The sequence below is a fragment of the Paracoccus sp. NSM genome (genome assembly GCF_052379855.1).
In the GTDB taxonomy this organism is placed as follows: Bacteria; Pseudomonadota; Alphaproteobacteria; order Rhodobacterales; family Rhodobacteraceae; genus Paracoccus.
In genome coordinates this window covers 1-20290 of record NZ_JBQTCG010000009.1, presented here as the reverse complement: position 1 = coordinate 20290, position 20290 = coordinate 1, and the positions used below count along the sequence as shown (strand labels likewise).

The window sequence follows — 20290 nt, the reverse complement described above, 5'->3', positions numbered from 1 at the left end:
CTCAGACCCCCGTCGCCGGAATGCCGGTCCGCTCGACCGGGCGGGGCGCGGTCAGTTCCTTCCAGGCCGACAGCGCCCGGTTCACCGCCGGACGCGGCGCGCGGCCCACGAACTCGCCATGCCCCTCGCGGCTTTCGACCTTGCCCTCGGTCACGGCGACGACGCCCCGCGTCAGAGTGAACCGCGGCAGGCCCTTGACGCGCTGGCCCTCAAAGACGTTGTAATCAATGGCCGATTGCTGCGCGCCGGCGGTGATGACCTTCTCGGCCTCGGGGTCCCAGACGACCAGATCGGCATCCGCGCCGACCAGAACGGCGCCCTTCTTCGGATACATGTTCAGGATCTTGGCGATATTGGTCGAGGTCACGGCCACGAATTCGTTGGGCGTCAGCCGCCCCGTCCCGACCCCATGCGTCCAGAGCATCGGCATCCGGTCCTCAAGCCCGCCGGTGCCGTTCGGGATCTTGGTGAAATCGCCGATGCCGAACCGCTTCTGCTCGCTGGTAAAGGCGCAGTGATCGGTCGCCACGACCGACAGGCTGCCCGATTGCAGCCCCGCCCACAGACTGTCCTGATGCGCCTTGTTGCGGAAGGGCGGAGACATGACGCGGCGGGCGGCGTGATCCCAGTCGGGGTGGAAATACTCGCTCTCGTCCAGGGTCAGGTGCTGGATCAGCGGCTCGCCCCAGACGCGCTTGCCTTGCGCCCGCGCCCGGCGGATCGCCTCATGCGCCTCCTCGCAGCTGACATGCACGATGTAAAGCGGCACACCCGCCATGTCGGCCACCATGATGGCGCGGTTCGCGGCCTCGCCCTCGACCTGCGGCGGGCGCGAATAGGCATGGGCCTCGGGGCCGCAATTCCCCTCGGCCAGCAGCCGCGCCGACAGCTCGGCCACGACATCGCCGTTCTCGGCATGGACCATCGCCAACCCGCCCAGATCGCCCACACGGCGGAAGCTGGCGAACAATTCGTCATCATTCACCATCAGGGCACCCTTGTAGGCCATGAAGTGCTTGAAGCTGGTGATGCCCCGATCCACGACGGCCTGCATCTCGTCAAAGACCTGCTCGCCCCACCAGGTGACGGCCATGTGATAGCTGTAATCGCAATGCGCGCGGCTGACCTTGTTGTCCCACATATGCAACGCGTCCAGCAGACCCTGACCGGGCGAGGGCAACGCAAAGTCCACCACCATCGTGGTCCCGCCCGCCAGCGCCGCCCGCGTGCCGCTTTCGAAATCATCGGCCGAATAGGTGCCCATGAAGGGCATCTCCAGATGCGTGTGGGGATCGATCCCGCCGGGCATCACATAGCAACCCGAGGCATCCAGCACCCGGTCGCCCACCAACGCCTGACCGATGGCCGCGATCCGGCCCGCCTCGATCAGCACATCCGCTTCATATGTCAGATCCGCCGTGACGATGGTGCCGCCCCTGATGACCGTGCTCATGGCTTCCCTCTTCTTCTTCATCCAAATATCCCGGGGGTCCGGGGGCTGGCCCCCGGCGACTGCGTCTCAGCGAATGATCTCGGCCGTGTCCAGCACGGCATGAAGCAGCACGTCACAGCCCGCCTTTGCCCATTCCGGCGTGATCGCCTCGGCCTCGTTATGGCTCAGCCCGTCCTCGCACGGACACATGATCATGACCGTCGGCGCCACGCGATTGATCCAGCAGGCGTCGTGACCGGCGCCCGAGACGATATCCATATGGCTCAGCCCCAGCCCCTCGGCGGCGCGGCGAACGCTGGCCACAAGGCTGGGATCGAAGGTCACGGGATCGAAATGTCCAACTGGCTCGATCTCGATGCCCAGACCCAGTTCCGAGGCGATAGCAGCAGCTTCCCCCTCAAGCCGCGATCGCATCGAGGTCAGCTTGCCCAGATCGGGCGACCGGAAATCGATGGTGAAGACCGCCTTGCCGGGGATCACGTTGCGGCTGTTTGGCCAGACATTCGCCTGACCCACCGCGCCCACGGCATCGGGCTGGTGGTCCATGGCGATCCGGTGCACGGCCTCGATGATCCGCGCCATGCCAAGCCCCGCATTGACCCGCATCCCCATCGGCGTCGAGCCGGTATGCGCGTCCTTGCCCGTCAGCGTGACCTCAAGCCACCACAGGCCCTGGCCATGCGTCACGACGCCGATCTGCTTGCCCTCGGCCTCCAGGATCGGGCCCTGTTCGATATGGTATTCGAACATGGCGTGGATGCGGCGATCTCCCGGCGCCTCGTCGCCGCGCCAGCCGATCCGGTCCAGTTCATCCCCGAAGCGCTTGCCCTCGGCGTCGGTGCGGCTGTTGGCGTAATCCTCGTCATGCACGCCCGCAAAGACGCCCGAGGCCAGCATGGCCGGCGCGAAACGGGTGCCTTCCTCGTTGGTCCAGTTCACCACCACGATGGGCCGTCGGGTGCGGATGCCCAGATCGCGGATCGTGCGGATCACTTCCAGCCCCGCCAGCACCCCCAGCACACCGTCATATCTGCCGCCGGTGGGCTGCGTGTCCAGATGGCTGCCGATGTAGACCGGGTCCAGATCGGGATCGGTCCCCTCGTGGCGCATGAACATGTTGCCCATCCGGTCCAGGCCCATGCTCATCCCCGCATCCTCGCACCAGCGGCGGAAGAGGGCGCGCCCCTCGGCATCGGCATCGGTCAGGGTCTGGCGGTTGCAGCCTCCGGCGATGCCCGGTCCCACCTGCGCCATCTGCTCAAGGCTGTCCCACAGCCTTGAACCATCCACCGTCAGATTGGCAGCCGCCATCACGGCGCTCTCGTCGCTCATGTCCTTGTCCTTCCTGTCGGGCCGCCCCGTTCTGCCGCGGGGTCGGCTTGATGGGTTCAGCGCCTTACGCGGCGGCTTTCAGCACATCGCCAAGCGTGCCGATCAGATGGTCGATCTGCGCCTCGCTGATGATGAGGGGCGGCGACATGGCGATGATATCGCCGGTCACGCGGATCAGGATTCCGGCCTCGAAGGCCTTGATGAAGACATCAAAGGCGCGCTTGCCCGGCTGGCCCTCGATCGGGGCCAGCTCCACCGCGCCGATCAGGCCCATGTTTCGGATGTCGATGACATGCGGATGATCGGCCAGACTGTGGATCGCCTCTTGCCAATAGGTCTCGAGGCTGGCGGCGCGGGTCAGCAGCCCTTCCTCGGCATAGGTGTCCAGCGTGGCGATGGCGGCCGCGCAGCTGATCGGGTTGCCGGAATAGGTGTAGCCGTGGAACAGCTCGATGATGTGCTCGGGGCCCTGCATGAAGGCGTCGTGGATCTGGGCCGTGGCCAGGACCGCGCCCATCGGGATGACGCCGTTTGTCAGGCCCTTGGCGCAGGTGATCATGTCGGGGACAACGCCGAAGTGCTGCGCGGCAAAGGGGCTGCCAAGGCGGCCGAAACCGGTGATGACCTCGTCGAAGATCAACAGGATGCCGTGTTTCTTCGTGATCGCGCGCAGCTTTTCCAGATAGCCCTTGGGCGGCATCAGCACGCCGGTCGATCCCGCCATCGGCTCGACGATGACGGCGGCGATGGTCTCGGCGCCGTGCAGCGCCACGATGCGTTCGAGATCGTCGGCCAGGTTCGCCCCATGTTCGGGCTGGCCCTTGGTCATGCGGTTCTCGGGCAGATGCGTGTGGGGCAGGTGATCGACGCCCGCCAGCAGCGTGCCGAAATGGCGGCGGTTGTTCACGATCCCGCCGACCGAGATGCCGCCGAAGCCCACGCCGTGATAGCCGCGCTCGCGCCCGATCAGGCGCGTCCGGGCCGCGTCGCCCCGCGCGCGGTGATAGGCCAGCGCGATCTTCAGCGCGGTATCCACCGCCTCGCTGCCCGAGTTGCAGTAAAAGACGTGATCCATCCCCTCGGGGGCGATGTCCACTAGCCGGTTGGCCAGTTCAAAGGCCAGCGGGTGGCCCATCTGGAAGGCGGGGGCATAGTCCAACTCGCCGATCTGGGCCTGGACGGCCTCGGTGATGCGGGGGCGGCAATGGCCCGCGTTGCAGCACCACAGGCCCGCCGTCCCGTCCAGGATCTGGCGGCCATCGGCGGCGGTGTAGTGCATGTCCTTCGACGCGACCAGCATCCGCGGCGCCGACTTGAACTGGCGGTTCGCGGTGAAGGGCATCCAGAAGGCGCGCAGGTCATTCGGGGCGGGCTTGCGGTCGAGCGGCATGGGTGACGTCCTCACGGAATATTGACCAAACGGTCAGGATCAGGCTAGCACGGGTCCAGTGCCAGTCAAGCGCCGTGATGGGGCGCAGGGCCGATACAGGGACGCTGCCGGTTTTCCGAGCATGCCAGAAGGATCGAGGCGATGACAGAGGCTGCACCGGCCACAATGACGCGAATCCAGCAGAAGAATCGCGATCTGATCCTCGAGGGGGCCCTTACGGCCTTTTCGGCCAATGGCTTTCGCGGGGCGACGATCGACCAGATCGCCAAGGCGGCGGGGCTGTCCAAGCCGAACGTGCTGTATTACTTCGCCTCGAAGGACGAGATCCACAAGACGCTGCTGACCACGCTGCTTGAGATGTGGCTGGACCCGTTGCGGCGGCTGGACCCCGAGGGCGACCCCTTGGCCGAAGTGCTGGCCTATATCCGTGCCAAGCTGATGATGTCTCGGGATTTTCCGCGCGAAAGCCGACTTTTCGCCTACGAGATCCTGCAAGGCGCCCCCCACCTGACCGAGGTTCTGGGCGCTGGACTGCGCCAGATCGTCGATGACAGCGCGGCGATTCTGGCACGCTGGATGGATCAGGGACGGCTGCGCCGCGTCGATCCGCATCACCTGATCTTCTCGATCTGGGCGCTGACGCAGCATTACGCGGATTTCGACGCGCAGGTCCGGGCGGTTCTGGGCGCCTCGCGCGACCCCATCGCCGAGGCCGAGGGCTTTGCCGAAGACCTCTATCGCCGGTTGCTTGCGCCCTGATCAGGCGGGCTGGTTCTTGCCCAGCAATTCGGCAGCGGCCATGATCATGGTCAGGTTCTCATGCGCCGAGGCGATGAAATCGGGTCGTTCCCCCGAGGCCCAGTCCTTGGTTGCGGCATTGGTCGCGGCGACGATGGCGGCGGCCAGAATCTCGATCAGGCGCGGGTCCGAGCCGGGCAGGCGGCGATGCAGCAGGTTGCGCATCTGCGCGCGCCGGGCCAGCATCGCGCTGTTGCGCAGGGCCTCCAGCTTGGCATCGGTCTCGCTGAGGCGCAGCAGGTGGCCGATCATCTCGCGCTCGTCCAGGTAGCGGGACAGATGCGCCTCGATCAGGCGGGCCAGATCGTCGATCAGCCGCCCGCGGCCCGCGACGAAAGCCTCTCCGGCCTCGGCGGGATAATCGGGCGGCGGGCCCATCAGGGCCGCTTCCTTGTAGGGGTAGTAATTGAAGAAGGTGCGCGTGCTGATCCCCGCCTCGCGGGCAATCGCCTCGGTCGTGACATTGGCAAGGCCGTCGCGCACCGCCAGCGAAACGGCGGCAAACTGGATCTTCTTGGCCGTCTTGAGGCGTCGGGCTTCCTGGGGGCTCATGCCGTTCCGTTCGATCTGTCGATGTCGCCCTAGGTTGCGGTGTAGCGCCGGGCGCCGCAAGAGCGAAATGTGAATATGATCAACGAAGCCGCCCGCCGCTGGCGGGGGCTTCCTGGCATGGAAGGGGGACTGGCCGGGATCAGCTGCCCCAGGTGCGGACCGGGCCGCAATCCATGTGCACGAAGTTCGAGCGCGTGTAGCGACCCACCCCACCTGCGCGGCAGGCCACGGCGGCCTGATACATCTGCGCGACCGAACGCGACTTCAGGCGCAGGTCGGCGGCCTTGCCCGTCGTGTGCAGCGAGTTCTGCGCCACGCCGCTCGATTGACGGCGCAGCATCGCATTCGTGCGCGGCGAGCGGTAGCCCGACAGCATCATGTAGGGTTCGTTGGTCTGCATCAGCCTGGCCGAAGCCGCCGCCACGTCGATGGTGCGCGGGTCCACACCGATCACTTCACCGGTGCGCCAGTCGCGCATGAAGATGTTGATCTCGTTCAGGGCCTCGCGGACATACTTGCCGTCGATCCAGTAGACGGTGTCGATGCTTTCGCCGGTCCGGCCGTTATACATCCGCACCCGGCGCATGTCGCCCGCATTGCCGCGCAGAAAACCGAAGGCGTTGGCCATGACCGGAGCGGCCACAACGCTGGTCGCCGCAAAGACACCAAGAATGCCGCGACGAGAGATAAGGTCCATAGTCATGTCAGATCGCCTGTCCTGCATCGTTCTTTGGTTCCCACGCATGGCGCGGCACGTCCGGGTTGTACCCCCGCTGTGCTAACAATATGTCAAATTCCGGTGTGGAGCGAAACGGATTCTGGCCTGCGAACGTTGCATCGTGCAAATTGGGCGGGTTCTTGCCGATCTTCGACACCTGTTACCGAACCGCATCTGTCTGTGGCCGGTCCGCCACAAGACCCGGTTTCGCCAGACCGGTCAACCGCTTGGCGGTGACATCGGGTTGCGTCGGAGGGTAACGTCCATACATGGTCTGAGGGTCCGCGATGGTGGTGCGTCTGTTTCTGAAATCCGTGCCGTTGCTGGTCGCGGCAATGCTGGCCGGGCCTGCATCGGCGCAGATCGGTCACGGCAGCGCGACCTCGGTCAGTGTGGCGAACGCGCCGCGCCTGCACTTCACCCCTGACGAGATGGCCTTGGCCAACGCGGTCGCGGGCGATCCTGATCTGGCGGCCTTTTACGGGCGTCACGGATTGCGGCCGGTCTTTCTGGGCGAATCGGGGGCGCCCCGGCGCGAGGCCCTGCGTCAGGCGATCGCCGAGGCGCCGCGCCATGCCATTCCCTCGGCCCGCTATGCCCCCCATCTTCTGGGCGCGTCCGAGGGGATCGAGGCGGAACTGGCCCATGCCCGCACCCTGTCGCGCCTTCTGTCGGACCTGTCGGGCGGCGTGCTGCGCCCCTCGCGCGTCGATGACGAGATCAAGCGCGAGGGAGGCGGCCGCGATGTGCCGGGCCTGATGGCGCGCTTCGTGGGCTCGTCCGACCCTGCGCGTGTGATCGCCTCGGCGGCGCCCGATCACCCGGCCTATCGCGCCCTGCAGCAAGCGCTGGCGGGCGGGGCGGACCTGGACATCCCCCATCACCTGCCGCGCGTGCCCGAAGGCCTGTGGAGGATCGGCGCGCGCGGGGCCGACCTGCCCCTGATGCGCGCCCGGCTTGAGGCGATGGGCCTTGCCACGCCGGGTGCCGAGCCCATGCTTTACGACGCCGAACTGGCCCTGTCCGTCCAGCGCTTTCAAGAGGCTGCGGGCCTGCCCGCAGACGGCATTGCAGGGCAGCAGACGATCCGTGCGCTGAATGGCGAGGCGCCCTCGGGTCAGGACGGACGCCAACGCGCCATCGCCGTCGCGCTGGAGCGGCTGCGCTGGATGGGTGGCCATGACCTGAACCAGCGCCATGTCTGGGTGAACATCCCCGAATACAGCACCACCATCGTCGAGAACGGCGCCGAGGTCTTTCGCACCCGCAGCGTCGTGGGCAAACATGCCGACCAGATGCGGACGCCCGAGTTTTCCGACATGCTGTCCCATGTCGTCGTGAACCCGACCTGGACGGTCCCGCCGGGCATGTTGCAGCGCATCTACCTGCCCGAACTGCGCGCGAACCGGTACGCCTTTCCGCATCTGGACGTGATCGACCGCCGCGGCAATGTCGTTCCGCGCGAGGCGCTGGACCTGTCGGGCGGCTTTCCCTATCGCCTGCGCCAGAAGCCAAGCGACGACAATGCGCTTGGCATCGTCAAGTTCATCTTCCCCAACCCCTGGAACATCTATCTGCACGACACCCCGAACAAGAGCTTGTTCGGCAACCGGATGCGTGCGGCCTCGAACGGGTGCATCCGGATCGGGGACCCGGTCGATCTGGCCCATCAGCTGCTGTCGCGCCAGACCGACGACCCGGCCGCGATGTTCCGCCGCGCGCGCGACGGCGGGCGCGAGCAATGGCTGACCATGCGGCCTGCGATCCCGGTGCATCTGGTCTATTTCACCGCCTGGCCCGACGATCAGGGGCGGGTGCGCCTGTTCGACGACGTCTATGGCCGCGATGCCCGCATCTGGAACGCGCTGCAGGACGCCACGCAGGGCTGACGCTGCCGCATGCCAGCAGACTGGCGCGACGCGGCCAAACAGGCTAAGCCGCGTCCGGAAAGGGGGCGACATGCCGATCACCATCCGCGACCTGGCCCAGTCCCTCGGCGCCCGCGCCTGGGGCGAGCTTGACCTGAACGTCACCGGCGCCGCCGAACCCGCCGCCGCAGGCGCCGCCTCGGGCGGGATCATCGCGCTGGCCATGGCGCCGCGCTATGCCGAGGCGCTGGCCCCCGGCGCCATGGCGATCCTGGCCGAGGGGATGGAGCCTGAACCGCTTGGCCTGCGCGCCGCGATCTTCGCGCCCCGGCCCCGGCTGGTCATGGCCGGGCTGACGCAGGCCTTCGACCCCGGCCCCGACATCGCGCCCGGCATCCATGCCAGCGCGGTCATCGACCCTTCGGCGCAGATCGGCGAGGGCGCGTCCATCGGACCCTTCGTCGTGATCGGGGCAGGCGTGGTCATCGGCGCAGGCGCCCGGATCGGCGCCCATGCCAGCATCGCGCGGGGCAGCCGCATCGGAGACGACGCGCTCATCCACGCGGGCGTGCGCATCGCCCATGGCGTCACGGCAGGCGACCGGCTGATCGTGCAACCCGGCGCAGTGATCGGCGGCGACGGCTTTTCGTTCGTCACCCCTGAGGAATCCGGCATCGAGGAAATCCGCCGCAGCCTTGGCCAGCGCGACGCGATCAAGGCGCAGCACTGGACGCGCATCCATTCGCTTGGCGGGGTCGAGATCGGTGACGATGTCGAGATCGGTGCCAATGCCACGATCGACCGGGGCACGATCCGCGCCACGCAGGTCGGATCGGGCACCAAGATCGACAATCTGGCGCATCTTGGCCACAACGTGGTTGTGGGCCGCGACTGCCTGATCTGCGGACAGGTGGGCATTGCGGGCTCGTCGCGGATCGGCGACCGGGTGGTGCTGGCCGGACAGGTCGGCGTCAGTGACAATATCGAAATCGGCGACGACGTGATTGCCGGGGGCGCGACCAAGATCTTCACCCGCGTGCCCTCTGGCCGGGTGATCCTGGGCAATCCCGCCGTGAAGATGGAAACGCAGATGGAGATCCAGAAGGCCATGCGCCGTCTGCCGCGTTTCGCAGAACAGCTTTCAAAACTTCAGCAATCCGTTACACGACTGTTGGAAAAGGGCTGATCAGGAGGCCATATGACCGACGACATCAAGAACCGCATCCGTGCCATCATCGCCGAACAGGCCATGCTTGACCCCGACCAGGTGACAGACGAGGCGACGCCTCAGGATCTGGGCATCGACAGCCTGGGCCTGGTCGAATCGATCTTCGCCATCGAGGAGGAGTTCGACATCTCGATCCCCTTCAACGCCAACGAACCCGAGAAATCGGATTTCGACATCTCGTCCATGGGCACGATCATCGCGGCGGTCGAACGGCTGGTGGCGGAAAAGGGCTGATGGCGGGCAAGGACAAGACCCCGCCCGCCGATATCGAGGCGCTGGCCGATGCGGGCCTTGCGGCGCCTGCGGTGCAGGGGACGGGCGGGCTGACCGCGCGGTCGGGTCTGCGGCGTGTGGTCATCACCGGGGCCGGCACGATCAACGCCCTTGGCGCCGACGTGGCCTCGACGCTGGAGGCGTTCCGCGAGGGACGTTCGGGCATCACCCAGCTGCAGTTCCGCGATGTCGAGCGGCTGTCGATCCAGATCGGCGCGCAGGTCCATGACTGGCAGCCCGAGCAATATTTCAACCGCCAGCAGATCCTGCTTTACGACAAGTTCACCCAATTCACCCTGTTGGCCGCCAAGCAGGCGGTCGAGCAATCGGGCCTGCATTTCGAGGGCGCGCTCGGCTTCCGGTCCGGTGTAGTGCTGGGCACGGCGGGGGGCGGGCTGAACACCTGGGACGAAAACTACCGCGCCGTCTATGAGGAAGGGAAGAACCGCGTTCACCCCTTCGTCGTCCCCAAGCTGATGAACAATGCCGCCGCCAGCCATGTCAGCATGGAGTTCGGCCTGCGCGGCCCGTCCTTCACCGTCGCCACCGCCTGCGCCAGCAGCAATCACGCGATGGGGCTGGCCTTCCAGATGGTGCGCTCGGGTGCGGCCGAGGTGATGCTGGCGGGCGGCTCCGAGGCGATGCTGTGCTTCGGCGGCGTCAAGGCCTGGGAGGGGCTTCGCGTCATGTCCAAGGATGCCTGCCGCCCCTTCAGCGCCAACCGCAACGGCATGGTCCAGGGCGAGGGTGCGGGCGTCTTCGTCTTCGAGGAATACGACCATGCCCGCGCGCGAGGCGCCGACATCCTGGCCGAGGTGGTGGGCTTTGCCATGTCCTCGGACGCGCAGGACATCGTCATGCCCTCGGCCCAGGGGGCGGAACGCGCGATCACCGGCGCGATGCAGGATGCCGGGCTGAACCGCGACGAGATCGGCTATATCAACGCGCATGGCACCGGCACGGCCGCCAATGACAAGACCGAATGCGCCGCCGTCGCCCATGCTTTCGGCCATCACGCCGACCGCCTGATGATCAGCTCGACCAAGTCGATGCACGGCCATCTGATCGGCGGGACCGGTGCGGTCGAGCTTCTGGCCTGCATCATGGCGCTGCGCGAGGGCGTGATCGCGCCGACCATCGGCTATGAAGAGCCCGATCCCGAATGCGCGCTGGACGTCGTGCCGAACGTCGCGCGCGAGGCGCGGGTCAACGCGGTCCTTTCGAACGCCTTCGCCTTTGGCGGGCTGAACGCGGTGATCGCGCTGCGCCGCGTCTGACGCGTCCGGCATGGAAAAGCCCCCCGCATCGGGCGATGCGGGGGGCTTTTTTCGTCTGGCGGTGCCTTGTTACTCGGCGGGCGCTTCTTCGGGCGCGTCGGCCGGTTCCTCGGCTTCTGTCCCCGCATCCTCGGCGGCGGGGGCTTCCGGCTCGGCCTCGACATAGGCGGACAGTGCGTCGAAGGCGGCGGTGAAGCCCGAAAGCGAGGCCGCCAGGCTCACCGGCTGCGCCGGATCGCCACCAAACGGCAGAAGCTGTATCGTGGCGCGGGTGCCGCGCTTCATTGCGGCGACCTCTTCGGCGGTGAAGCCCATCTGCGACACGCAGCCGACCTGGGTGCAGACGCCGAACGGATAGCCGCGCGCCTCGCCATTGTCGATCTGAAGGCCCAGACCGTTCAGCAGGTCGGTCTCGAGCGGGGCGATCAGGCGCGCACCGGCCGCCAACTCGCCGTTCAGCAGCGGAAAGACCGACAGTTCGGCGACGGCGTTATCCTCGCCATCGACCAGCAGCTTGTACATCTCGCAGGGGTCTTTGGGCTGTTCGGTGCGGATGCAGCGGATCACCCAATCCTGATGTTCGGACAGCGCGTAATAGGTGCCAGGGCGGGGCGCGCCATCCGCCTCGGCCGCCTGTTCCGAGGCGGTGGCCTCGGCGGTCGTTTCCGCAGGGGTCTCTGTCGTGGTCTCGGTCGCGGTTTCGGCAGCGGTTTCGGCAGGCGTGTCGGTCGCGGGCGCATCCTGCGCGAAGGCGGGCATGGCGGCCAGCGCCAGAGCGGCAAGCAGCGCCGTCGTCGTTTTCTGCATGATCTTTCTTCCTCTGATCAAAGCCTTGAGCATGGCCTATCACGCCGCAAGCCCGATGTCAGGCAGCACGTCATGCCATCGGCATCACCTTGCCTTGAAAGCCTGCTCAGGCGGGCAGGCCGGCATCCGTGAAGATCAGGCCACGCTGGCGCAGGGTCACGGCAAGCTGTTCGGCGGTAAAGACGCCGTTCAGCGTCAGCACGACACGGCCATCGACCGCCACGCTGGTGATCCTGGTCTCGTCATCGGCGCTGATGGTGACCGCGGGTGGGCTGGTCTCATCGAATTCGGCATAGAGTGTCAGGCTGTCCTCGGCCGGGTCGAAATCGGTGAGCTGTGCCGCCTCGCCGCGCACGTCATAAACCATCCGGAACGAATCGGCCCCGCTGCCGCCCGACACGATGTCGTCGGGCGAGAACAGCAACTGGTCGTCGCCCGCATCGCCGAACAGCTGCTCGGCCCCACCGCGCGCCCAGTTCACCTCGGCATCCAGTCGGTCCGAGCCGATGACGTCATTGCCCGGCCCGCCATAGATCACGTCAGTGCCGCCGCCGCCTGCCAGACTGTCATCGCCGGTGCCGCCAAAGATCGTGTCGTTGCCGGTATTGCCCTCCAGCCGGTCATCGCCCGCAAAGCCGCTGATCACGTCGGCGCCGCCGAGACCCAGCAGGATGTCGTCGCCGTCCGTGCCGTCCATCCGGTCATCGTCGTTGGTGCCGGTCAGGTTCAGGCCCGGCGTCGTGTTGTCGGTGTCATCGTCGCTGCTGAACGGATCCGTGGCCAGGAAGACCGTAAGGCCCCCGAAAATCAAAGCATTGGCGATGAACGCCCACTCATAGACCATGATGCGACACCCTTTTACGCGCAGAGCTTGCTGCTGCTGTCGTTCAATTGAGCAAATATGCGCGATCCGTCAAATGATTCCGGCGCCCCACGGCAAAGGTTGTTTGCAAAGGAAAATGGCGGCCCGGTATGGCCGCCATTCGTCACATCGATGAAGCGAAAGCTCAGTTCGCCGGGGCCGGGGCCGGGGCCGTCTCGCCGGGCATCGGCTGCATGGCCGGGTCGCCCGCCGGATCATTGGCCGGGACCATGGCCGGATCGGAGCCCGTTGGGGCCATGTCGCCCGAAGGTGCAGTCTCGCGGTCACGGAACACATATTCCGGGGCGGCGTCAGCCTCTTCGCGGGTCAGGCTGGCGGTGATCTCGCGGGCGTCGTAGTTGATGGTCATCTCTTCCCAGGGCAGGGCGATGTCCTTCTGGCCGATCCCGAGGAAGCCGCCCACGCCGATGATCGCCGCCTTCAGTTCGCCCGTCTCGCCGTCGAGGATCAGGTCCTTGATCGAGCCGATATCCGTCCCGTCCGGGGCTTGGACATTGGTGCCGGTGATCCAGTCAAGGCGCAGTTCGTTCGGGTCCTGCTGCTGAACGACCTTTTCGCTGGCGGCCGCTGCGGCCATGTCAGCCTCGACATCGCTTTCCATCGCCGCGTCGTCGGTCATGGGATCGGCCATGGGATCGGCGCCGGACGCGGCCATCGGGTCAGCTGCCGGATCGGCCGTCATGGTCGCATCACCGGCGGGCTGCATGGCCGGATCGTCGGCGGGGACGGTGGTGTCCTGCGCGAAGGCCGCAACCGAGAAGGGCAGGGCCAGAACGGTGGTCAGCATGAGCTTGCGCATGGTGTATCCTCCTGAAAACAAAAGCGCCCGTCGGGCTGCTATTGTGGATACAATTCCATGGCCGGGCTGCTGGTTCCCGGCCCATGACGCGCGATGTGCGATCGGCGGAAGCCTGCCGCCGACCGCGAGGGCCTCAGTCCTCGCCGCGGAAGGGCTGGACGTATTGCAGAGCCATGTCCCAGGGGAAGAAGATCCAGGTGTCCTGGCTGACCTCGGTCACGTAGCTGGCGACCATCGGCTTGCCCTTGGGCTTGGCATAGACGGTGGCCAGGTGCGCCTTGGGATACATCTGGCGGATCAGTTCCAGCGTGCGGCCGCTATCGACCAGATCATCGACGACCAGAATCCCCTCGCCATCGCCCATCAGGTCGGCATCGGGGCTTTTCAGCACCTCGAGCTGGCCTTGACCGGCCGCCGCGCCCACGCCCTTGTAGGACCGGATCGAGATCGTGTCGATCGTGCGGATGTCCAGTTCGCGCGCGACGATCATCGCGGGGACAAGGCCGCCGCGCGTCACGGCGACGACGGCCCGCCATTCGGTTCCGTCCAGGCGCCAGGCCAGGGCGCGGGCATCGCGGTGCAGCTGGTCCCAGCTGACATGAAAGCCTTTCTCGTGGGGCAGGCGGTCGTTCACAATCTTCTCTCCTTCAGAGGCGCAGGATCAGCGAGAGGCCAAGCGCCAGAATGGCCAGACCCGCCGCCCGGTCGATCCAGAATTTCGATGCAAGATAGCGCCGCCGCAGCAGGGGCAGGGCCATCAGGCTGGCCAATGCGGTATAGAAGAACAATTCGACCGACAAGGCCACCACATAGATGGCCCCCTTGTCGGCAAGGTTCAGCACCGCCGGAAAGATCGACAAGAGCACCGCCGAATAGAACAGCGCGGGCTTGGGATTGGCGAGGTTCAGCATCACGCCCGCGGCAAAGCCCATCCCGCCACCGGCGGGATCGGGCAGCGGGTCAGCCGCATGGCGCCACATCTGCGCCCCGATCCAGACCAGATAGGCGCCCCCCGCCATCGTCATGGCCGTCAGCGTCCAGGGCGCGACCCGGAACAGGGCCGTCAGCCCCAGCAGCGCGAAAAGGCACCAGATCGAGGCGCCGAGCGCCAGCCCCCAGCCATAGGCCAGCGCATGGCGGCGGCCCAGGGCAAAGGCGCCCTGGCTGACGGCGATCACGCCGGGGCCGGGCGACAGGATCGCCACCGACAGGGTCGCCACGAAAACGGCCATTTCGGCAGTGGTGATCTGAAGCATCGCGCGGCTCCGGTTGGCCCCTTGGGGGCTAGTCCTTCTTGACCACGGCGGCGATGTCGGGCGCGTCCACGGCCTTCATGCCGACGACGTGATAGCCCGCATCGACGTGATGCACCTCGCCGGTGACGCCGCTGCCCAGATCCGACAGCAGGTAGAGGGCCGACTTGCCCACATCCTCGGTCGTGACGTTGCGGCGCAGCGGCGAGTTCAGCTCGTTCCACTTCATGATGTAGCGGAAATCGCCGATGCCGCTGGCGGCCAGCGTCTTGATCGGGCCTGCGCTGATCGCGTTCACGCGGATGCCGTCCTTGCCGAAATCCTCGGCCAGATAGCGCACGCTGGCTTCCAGTGCGGCCTTGGCGACGCCCATGACGTTGTAATGGGGCATCACGCGTTCTGCGCCGTAATAGGTCAGCGTCAGCATGGACCCGCCCGCCGACATCATCGCGGCGGCGCGGCGCGCAACGGCGGTGAAGGAATAGACCGAGATGTCCATCGTCATCATGAAATTGTCGCGCGTCGTTTCGGCATAGCGGCCGCGAAGCTGCTCCTTGTCGGAAAAGCCGATGGCGTGGACGATGAAGTCGATGCTGTCCCACTTTTCGGCAAGGCCAGCGAAAAGCGCGTCGATCGTGGCCTCGTCCGAGACATCGCAAGGCAGGACGATGTCCGAACCCAGCTGCGCCGCCAGCGGCTCGACCCGCTTTTTCAGCGCCTCGCCCTGATAGCTGAAGGCCAGTTCGGCGCCCTGATCGGCCAGCGCCTTGGCGATGCCCCAGGCGATCGACTTGTCATTCGCCAGCCCCATGATAAGGCCGCGCTTGCCTGACATCAGGCCGCACCCCTGCTCGCTTGACATTGCCTGTCCCTCGCGGTTTCAACACTTTACGACGTTGTGATTAGGCCAATCATGGCATGGCTTCAAGCGCGCAGGATGCAACCCATGGATGATCGGACCGGAATATTCGCAGGCGATGACCCCTTTGCCATCGCACGCGCCTGGCTGGCCGAGGCCGAAGCGACTGAGCCGAACGACCCCAATGCCATCGCGCTGGCCAGCGTCGATCCCGAGGGTATGCCCGATGTGCGCATGGTTCTCTTGAAGGATATCGACGGGGCGGGGCTGGACGGGTCCTTTGTCTTTTACACCAATTACGAAAGCGCCAAGGGTCGCCAGATCGAGGCCAGCGGCAAGGCAGCCTTCGTGCTGCACTGGAAATCCCTGCGCCGCCAGATCCGCGTGCGCGGCACCGTCACCCGCGAGGACGGTCCCCAGGCCGACGCCTATTACGCCAGCCGCGCCCTGCAGAGCCGGATCGGGGCCTGGGCCTCGCGCCAGTCGCAGCCTCTGGCCAGCCGGGGCGCCCTGATGGCCGAGGCGGCAAAAATGGGTCTGCGGCTTGGAACAAATCCCCCTCGTCCTGCGTTCTGGGGCGGTTACAGGATAAAGCCGGAGCGCATCGAGTTCTGGGCCGATGGCGCTTTCAGGCTGCATGACCGATTTGTCTGGGAGCGTGGTGGCGACACGGGTTGGCGGGTTCAGCGCCTCTCACCATAAGTTGACCCGGTTGCTGCCCCGAGGTTACGCTGAGATTCCATACGGAGGGAGTCAGTTGCCTCATTCGGCTGTTGCGGAATGGAGCGAGGGCCTCTAACTTTGCGTGGAATGCAATCCGGGCAGGAATATGGGAACAGCATGCCAGACGACGTGTCCTTGAAGCGTGTGACCGGTTTGGTCAAGTGGTTCGACCCCACCAAGGGGTATGGCTTCATCCTGGATCAGGATGGCGGGCCCGACATCCTGCTGCATGCGAATGTCCTGCGGAATTTCGGTCGTGGCTCGGTCGCGGACCAGTCGCGCATCGTCGTGATGGTGCAGGAAACCCAGAGAGGCCTTCAGGCGGCCGAGATCGTGCTGATCGAGCCGCCGGCGACCGATGGCACGCCGCCGATCGCCGATCTGGACATCGCCGTCATCGAACACCTTGACACTCTGCCCCTGCGACCCGCCCGGGTGAAGTGGTTCGACAAAGCCAAGGGCTTCGGTTTTGCGAATATCTACGGTCATCCCGACGACGTTTTCGTCCATATCGAAGTCGTGCGCCATTCCGGTTTTGCCGACCTTGTCATAGGCGAGGCGGTCTGTCTGCGCGTGATCGAGGGCCCGCGAGGGCTGATGGCCGCGCAGGTCGCGTCTTGGGACGCCGCGGTCAGCGCGCCCGACAAGGGCGTGCCCATCGAACGGGGCGAGGATCGCGGCGATTATCTTGCACATGTGGCCGAATAGGGCGGGTCTTTTCGCCGCTTTTCTGGTCCTCGTCGCGGCAGCCGGGGCAGGGGCTCAGGATGCCCCCCGCGTTGAATGCCGCGATGATATGGCGGTCTTCGCCACGGGCGCCGATGCGCCGCTGGTCTTCGAGGTCGAGATTGCCGACACGCCCGAGACACGCGCTCGTGGTCTGATGTTCCGGACCGAGCTGCCCGAGCAGGGCGGCATGATGTTCATCTACGAACGCCCCCAGCCTGTCAGCTTCTGGATGCGGAACACGCTGATCCCGCTGGACCTCATCTTCATCGACGAGAGCGGCACCGTCCGCCATATCCATCCGCAAGCCCGCCCCCTGGACGAGACGCCCATTCCGGGCGCCGCCGCGGGCGATCCCCGCCCGGAACGCCTGATGGTCCTCGAGATCGCTGGTGGCGAATCCGCGCGCCTCGGCCTTGGCCGCAATGCTGTTCTGGCGCATCCCCGACTGGATCAGGACAAGGCCGCCTGGCCCTGCCGCTAGGGTCATTGCCGCCGGGGAGCGGGCGGCGCGAAAAAAATCACCGCGACGCGTTTTTTCCGCTTGCAGCCCCCGCCGGCTTTGCCTAATTACCGCCTCACGCAGACGGCAAGCGCCGGAAGCGAAACAGAAAGTGGCCCGTTCGTCTATCGGTTAGGACGCCAGGTTTTCAACCTGGAAAGAGGGGTTCGATTCCCCTACGGGCTGCCATTTTCCCGAAATACCTATGTTTTTCAGCCGGTTCCGGGGCAAGACTGTCCCACCGCCCGGACGGGTCGCAAAAGGTGGGACACTTTTCGCCGTCTCGCGCGGCTGAGTTAGCCTTGCGAGCGCACTGGCGGCACGCAGTTTCTGGGACGCCCCCTTCGTGTAGCGCGTGACCTCCTTCGAGGTCTGATGACCCGTGATCGCCATGATTTCGAATTCGCTGCAGCCGAGCTCGGCCAGTCGGGCGGCCGCCGCCTTTCGCAACCCGTGGACCGAGCAATGACCGAGGCCTGCCGCATCGCACCACTTGCGGAACCGGTTGCCGAATCCGGCTGCCGTGAAGGGTTTGCCGTATTCGCTCATCAGGAATGTTGTGTCGCCCACCCGGTCATCCGCGAGGTAGCGCTGCAATTCGGGGATGATCGGGATTTCCAGCGTGATCGGATGGCGATTGCGACCCTTGTGCTGGGTGAAGCCGATCCAAAGGACACCCTCCTCATCCTCGCGGACGTCCTTCCATCCGAACCGCACTAGGTCGGACCGGCGCTGGCCGGTGTAGAGCGCGAGCGCCAGCGCAAGGCGCGCCATGCTCCCTAAAGGGTGGGCCTTCTCGTAGGCCTCGATCTCGTCGAGGGACCAGGAGTGGTAGCCCTCGGCATTGGTGGTCAGGTACTCGACCTGGGCCGCCGGGTTGGTGTCATGCAGATCGTAGCGTACCGCGAAGCGGAACAGCTGCCGCATGGTCTTGATCATGGTGTTCGCCGCCGCCGGCGTCTTCATCATCTCGTCGCGACGTATTCGCAGATGGCGCGGCAGGAGCTTGGCGTAGGGCTTCTCGCCGTCACCATGGTTCTGGCAGAACCGCTCGAGGATCGACCGACGCGTCCGACGGGTAGATGCGTCGAGTTGCCGGTACATGGGTGACTTGAAATACTGGACACACAGCCAGCCCAGCGTTCCGGGCCGCCCGATCTGGCTCTTCTCCTTGGCCTTCTTCTTCTGCTTGTAGGCCTCGCCCGACTCCGCACGCTGGTAGTCGATCAGGAACTCACGCGAGCCGACGGGACCACCCAACCGGATCTTGGGATGCCCAGCGCGGCGATAGTAGATGCGGACATTGCCATGGCGGTCGGTGTCCTCGACCACGTATTTCAACCGCATCATTTTCATCAGGGCATAGCCTTCACAAATCCCAGGGGTTGTCCTCCACAGCGCCGCCGCCTTCCAGAAGATCGAAGGCGCGATCCACCTGACGGCGATCCCAGACACGGCGCCCGTCGATGCGCTTGGGGGCTGGCATGCGCCCGTCTGCCACCATCGCGTCGAACTTCGAGACGCCTACACCAATGTACTCCGCCGCCTCCCCTCTGCAAAGGCCGCGCCGCTCCGGTGGTTGGCAGTACCGGCTATCTGCCGATTTTTGTTCCATGATTCAGCATCCGGCCTGCAGTCACTTGTCCGTCCAGCCTGCGCACATGAGGTCGCCCCGTCTAGGCCTTCCAGCCCGGCGTAGTACGAAGACCGGCCCCGTCGCGCTAAGAGCGAGAGGTCCCGTCAGGTCCCGTGACGGGTTTGGAGGCGAGGGAGAGGCCCTGCGTCGCCCGTCTCGGGAGATGACCGATGGATGTGCAGGTTCTGGATGGCGGCCGCGACGTGACCGGCGGCTACAAGGTGGATGTGTCGCGAGGCGAGCGCGTGGGGCGGGTGTCGTCGGAATGGTTCAACCGGCCCGATGACGAGCGCTTCCTGTCGCTCGACGACCTCTTTGCCTCGGTCAAGGGCCGGGCCGAGCGCAGCCGCACCCGCACCGTGGAGAGCGCCGCGATCCGGGTGGAGGCAAGCCGCGACAACCCCGAGCGGCTGGGCCTCGTCCTGCCTGGCACGGATGCGCCCGTCGCGCCGACGCATTGGTCGTTTGGCCAGCTATCGAGCCTCGTCGGCGCGCCCGCGGCCTATTTGCGTCAGCTGCCCGCGCCGCTCGCGGGGATCAACCTGCAGTACGGGCTGACCAACCATCGGGCCGAGCAGATCAAGACGCTCGAGACCGAGGACGGCCGCACGGAACTGCGCGCCGTGACCGGACCCGATTACGGCCGCATCTACGACCACGAACTGGTCTCGGCCGTCGGCCGCATCGCCGGGAACGGCACCGGCGATACCCGCTGGAAGGTGCCGGGCGTGCTGGACTGGTCGACCGGCATCTACAACCCGCAGGTCGACATCACGCGCGACACGACGACCCTTTATGCGTCCGACCGCGACGTGTTCCTGTTCCTCGTCGACGACCTCAACCCCATCGAGGCCGGGCGCCTGCCCGACGGCGCGCCCGACCTCTACTTCCGCGGCTTCTACGCCTGGAACTCCGAGGTCGGGGCCAAGACGCTCGGCATCGCCAGCTTCTACCTGCGGGCGGTCTGCCAGAACCGCAACCTGTGGGGCGTCGAGGACTTCCAGGAGATCACCATCCGGCACTCGAAATACGCTGCTTCCCGCTTCGCGCATGAGGCTGCCCCGGCCCTGACCCGCTTCGCCGAGTCCTCACCTGCGCCCTTCATCGACGGCATCCGCGCCGCGCGCGAGAAGGTGGTCGCGCGGGGGGGGGGGTAATCCCCCCGAAAGCAAGGGGCTGCATAAGTAGAATTTTCTCGGCAAGATGGACGAGG

At 66.1% G+C, this 20290-nt stretch carries 21 protein-coding genes, 1 tRNA gene and 2 pseudogenes; 11 read left to right on the top strand and 13 right to left on the bottom strand.

What is annotated here, in order from left to right; all coding sequences use genetic code 11:
• Position 1 precedes the first annotated feature (1 nt).
• From hydA to aptA, 3 genes are all read right to left on the bottom strand, one after another.
• Positions 2-1453, bottom strand: a complete 1452-nt coding sequence (gene hydA / locus ACTZWU_RS12755; RefSeq protein WP_444737744.1) for a dihydropyrimidinase — start codon at positions 1451-1453, stop codon at positions 2-4.
• Positions 1454-1519: 66 nt separating this feature from the next.
• A complete protein-coding gene (locus ACTZWU_RS12750) occupies positions 1520-2785 on the bottom strand; it encodes a Zn-dependent hydrolase (protein WP_444737743.1) in 1266 nt (421 codons plus the stop codon).
• A 64-nt stretch (positions 2786-2849) separates the two neighbouring features.
• A complete protein-coding gene (aptA, locus tag ACTZWU_RS12745) occupies positions 2850-4175 on the bottom strand; it encodes an omega-aminotransferase AptA (RefSeq protein ID WP_444737742.1) in 1326 nt (441 codons plus the stop codon).
• A gap of 141 nt (positions 4176-4316) precedes the next feature.
• On the opposite strand from aptA, the gene ACTZWU_RS12740 reads away from it, so the two are divergent.
• Entirely contained in the window at positions 4317-4934 is a 618-nt protein-coding gene (locus ACTZWU_RS12740) for a TetR family transcriptional regulator C-terminal domain-containing protein (RefSeq protein ID WP_444737741.1), read from the top strand.
• Here ACTZWU_RS12740 and ACTZWU_RS12735 read toward each other — a convergent pair whose 3' ends face one another.
• Both ACTZWU_RS12735 and ACTZWU_RS12730 read right to left on the bottom strand, forming a co-directional pair.
• On the bottom strand, positions 4935-5525 hold the full coding sequence (locus ACTZWU_RS12735; protein WP_444737740.1) for a TetR/AcrR family transcriptional regulator: 591 nt from the start codon (positions 5523-5525) through the stop codon (positions 4935-4937).
• Positions 5526-5664: 139 nt separating this feature from the next.
• Entirely contained in the window at positions 5665-6228 is a 564-nt protein-coding gene (locus tag ACTZWU_RS12730; protein WP_444737739.1) for a YcbK family protein, read from the bottom strand.
• 302 nt (positions 6229-6530) lie between these two features.
• Between ACTZWU_RS12730 and ACTZWU_RS12725 the strand changes: the two genes are divergently transcribed.
• From ACTZWU_RS12725 to ACTZWU_RS12710, 4 genes are all read left to right on the top strand, one after another.
• The gene (locus ACTZWU_RS12725) at positions 6531-8132 is read left to right on the top strand and encodes a L,D-transpeptidase family protein (protein ID WP_444737738.1); all 1602 of its coding nucleotides are present in this window, start codon (positions 6531-6533) and stop codon (positions 8130-8132) included.
• 70 nt (positions 8133-8202) lie between these two features.
• Positions 8203-9297: a UDP-3-O-(3-hydroxymyristoyl)glucosamine N-acyltransferase gene (gene lpxD, locus ACTZWU_RS12720; protein ID WP_444737737.1), complete on the top strand. Its 1095-nt coding sequence runs from the start codon at positions 8203-8205 to the stop codon at positions 9295-9297.
• A 12-nt stretch (positions 9298-9309) separates the two neighbouring features.
• Positions 9310-9573, top strand: coding sequence for an acyl carrier protein (locus ACTZWU_RS12715; protein WP_444737736.1), 264 nt, complete (start codon positions 9310-9312; stop codon positions 9571-9573).
• Positions 9574-9680: 107 nt separating this feature from the next.
• Positions 9681-10889 carry a beta-ketoacyl-[acyl-carrier-protein] synthase family protein gene (locus tag ACTZWU_RS12710; RefSeq protein WP_444737829.1) on the top strand — a complete coding sequence of 403 codons (1209 nt, stop codon included), beginning with the start codon at positions 9681-9683 and terminating at the stop codon, positions 10887-10889.
• 69 nt (positions 10890-10958) lie between these two features.
• Here ACTZWU_RS12710 and ACTZWU_RS12705 read toward each other — a convergent pair whose 3' ends face one another.
• The 6 genes from ACTZWU_RS12705 to fabI all read right to left on the bottom strand — a co-directional run bounded on the left by ACTZWU_RS12705 (position 10959) and on the right by fabI (position 15493).
• The gene (locus ACTZWU_RS12705) at positions 10959-11696 is read right to left on the bottom strand and encodes an invasion associated locus B family protein (protein WP_444737735.1); all 738 of its coding nucleotides are present in this window, start codon (positions 11694-11696) and stop codon (positions 10959-10961) included.
• 106 nt (positions 11697-11802) lie between these two features.
• Positions 11803-12540 carry a calcium-binding protein gene (locus ACTZWU_RS12700; RefSeq protein WP_444737734.1) on the bottom strand — a complete coding sequence of 246 codons (738 nt, stop codon included), beginning with the start codon at positions 12538-12540 and terminating at the stop codon, positions 11803-11805.
• A 163-nt stretch (positions 12541-12703) separates the two neighbouring features.
• Positions 12704-13378: a PRC-barrel domain-containing protein gene (locus ACTZWU_RS12695; protein WP_444737733.1), complete on the bottom strand. Its 675-nt coding sequence runs from the start codon at positions 13376-13378 to the stop codon at positions 12704-12706.
• A gap of 133 nt (positions 13379-13511) precedes the next feature.
• Positions 13512-14012, bottom strand: a complete 501-nt coding sequence (gene gpt / locus ACTZWU_RS12690; protein WP_444737732.1) for a xanthine phosphoribosyltransferase — start codon at positions 14010-14012, stop codon at positions 13512-13514.
• Positions 14013-14025: 13 nt separating this feature from the next.
• On the bottom strand, positions 14026-14634 hold the full coding sequence (locus ACTZWU_RS12685; protein ID WP_444737731.1) for a LysE family translocator: 609 nt from the start codon (positions 14632-14634) through the stop codon (positions 14026-14028).
• A 28-nt stretch (positions 14635-14662) separates the two neighbouring features.
• Complete coding sequence (fabI, locus tag ACTZWU_RS12680; RefSeq protein ID WP_444737730.1) at positions 14663-15493, bottom strand: enoyl-ACP reductase FabI; 831 nt, start codon at positions 15491-15493, stop codon at positions 14663-14665.
• 84 nt (positions 15494-15577) lie between these two features.
• Here fabI and pdxH point away from each other — a divergent pair, with 84 nt between their 5' ends.
• The 4 genes from pdxH to ACTZWU_RS12660 all read left to right on the top strand — a co-directional run bounded on the left by pdxH (position 15578) and on the right by ACTZWU_RS12660 (position 17630).
• Positions 15578-16192: a pyridoxamine 5'-phosphate oxidase gene (gene pdxH / locus ACTZWU_RS12675; RefSeq protein ID WP_444737729.1), complete on the top strand. Its 615-nt coding sequence runs from the start codon at positions 15578-15580 to the stop codon at positions 16190-16192.
• 138 nt (positions 16193-16330) lie between these two features.
• Positions 16331-16921, top strand: coding sequence for a cold-shock protein (locus tag ACTZWU_RS12670; protein WP_444737728.1), 591 nt, complete (start codon positions 16331-16333; stop codon positions 16919-16921).
• 88 nt (positions 16922-17009) lie between these two features.
• Entirely contained in the window at positions 17010-17423 is a 414-nt protein-coding gene (locus tag ACTZWU_RS12665; RefSeq protein WP_444737727.1) for a DUF192 domain-containing protein, read from the top strand.
• A gap of 132 nt (positions 17424-17555) precedes the next feature.
• Positions 17556-17630 (top strand) — tRNA-Glu (locus tag ACTZWU_RS12660).
• Positions 17631-17837: 207 nt separating this feature from the next.
• Here ACTZWU_RS12660 and ACTZWU_RS12655 read toward each other — a convergent pair.
• Positions 17838-18215 (bottom strand): annotated as a pseudogene (locus ACTZWU_RS12655) (tyrosine-type recombinase/integrase); the annotation flags it as partial.
• 54 nt (positions 18216-18269) lie between these two features.
• Here ACTZWU_RS12655 and ACTZWU_RS12650 point away from each other — a divergent pair.
• Positions 18270-18551: a hypothetical protein gene (locus ACTZWU_RS12650; RefSeq protein ID WP_444737726.1), complete on the top strand. Its 282-nt coding sequence runs from the start codon at positions 18270-18272 to the stop codon at positions 18549-18551.
• A 259-nt stretch (positions 18552-18810) separates the two neighbouring features.
• Here ACTZWU_RS12650 and ACTZWU_RS12645 read toward each other — a convergent pair whose 3' ends face one another.
• Positions 18811-19056 carry a helix-turn-helix transcriptional regulator gene (locus ACTZWU_RS12645; RefSeq protein ID WP_444737725.1) on the bottom strand — a complete coding sequence of 82 codons (246 nt, stop codon included), beginning with the start codon at positions 19054-19056 and terminating at the stop codon, positions 18811-18813.
• A gap of 191 nt (positions 19057-19247) precedes the next feature.
• Between ACTZWU_RS12645 and ACTZWU_RS12640 the strand changes: the two are divergent.
• A pseudogene (locus tag ACTZWU_RS12640) lies at positions 19248-20222 on the top strand (DUF932 domain-containing protein); the annotation flags it as partial.
• Between the last annotated feature and the right edge of the window lie 68 nt (positions 20223-20290).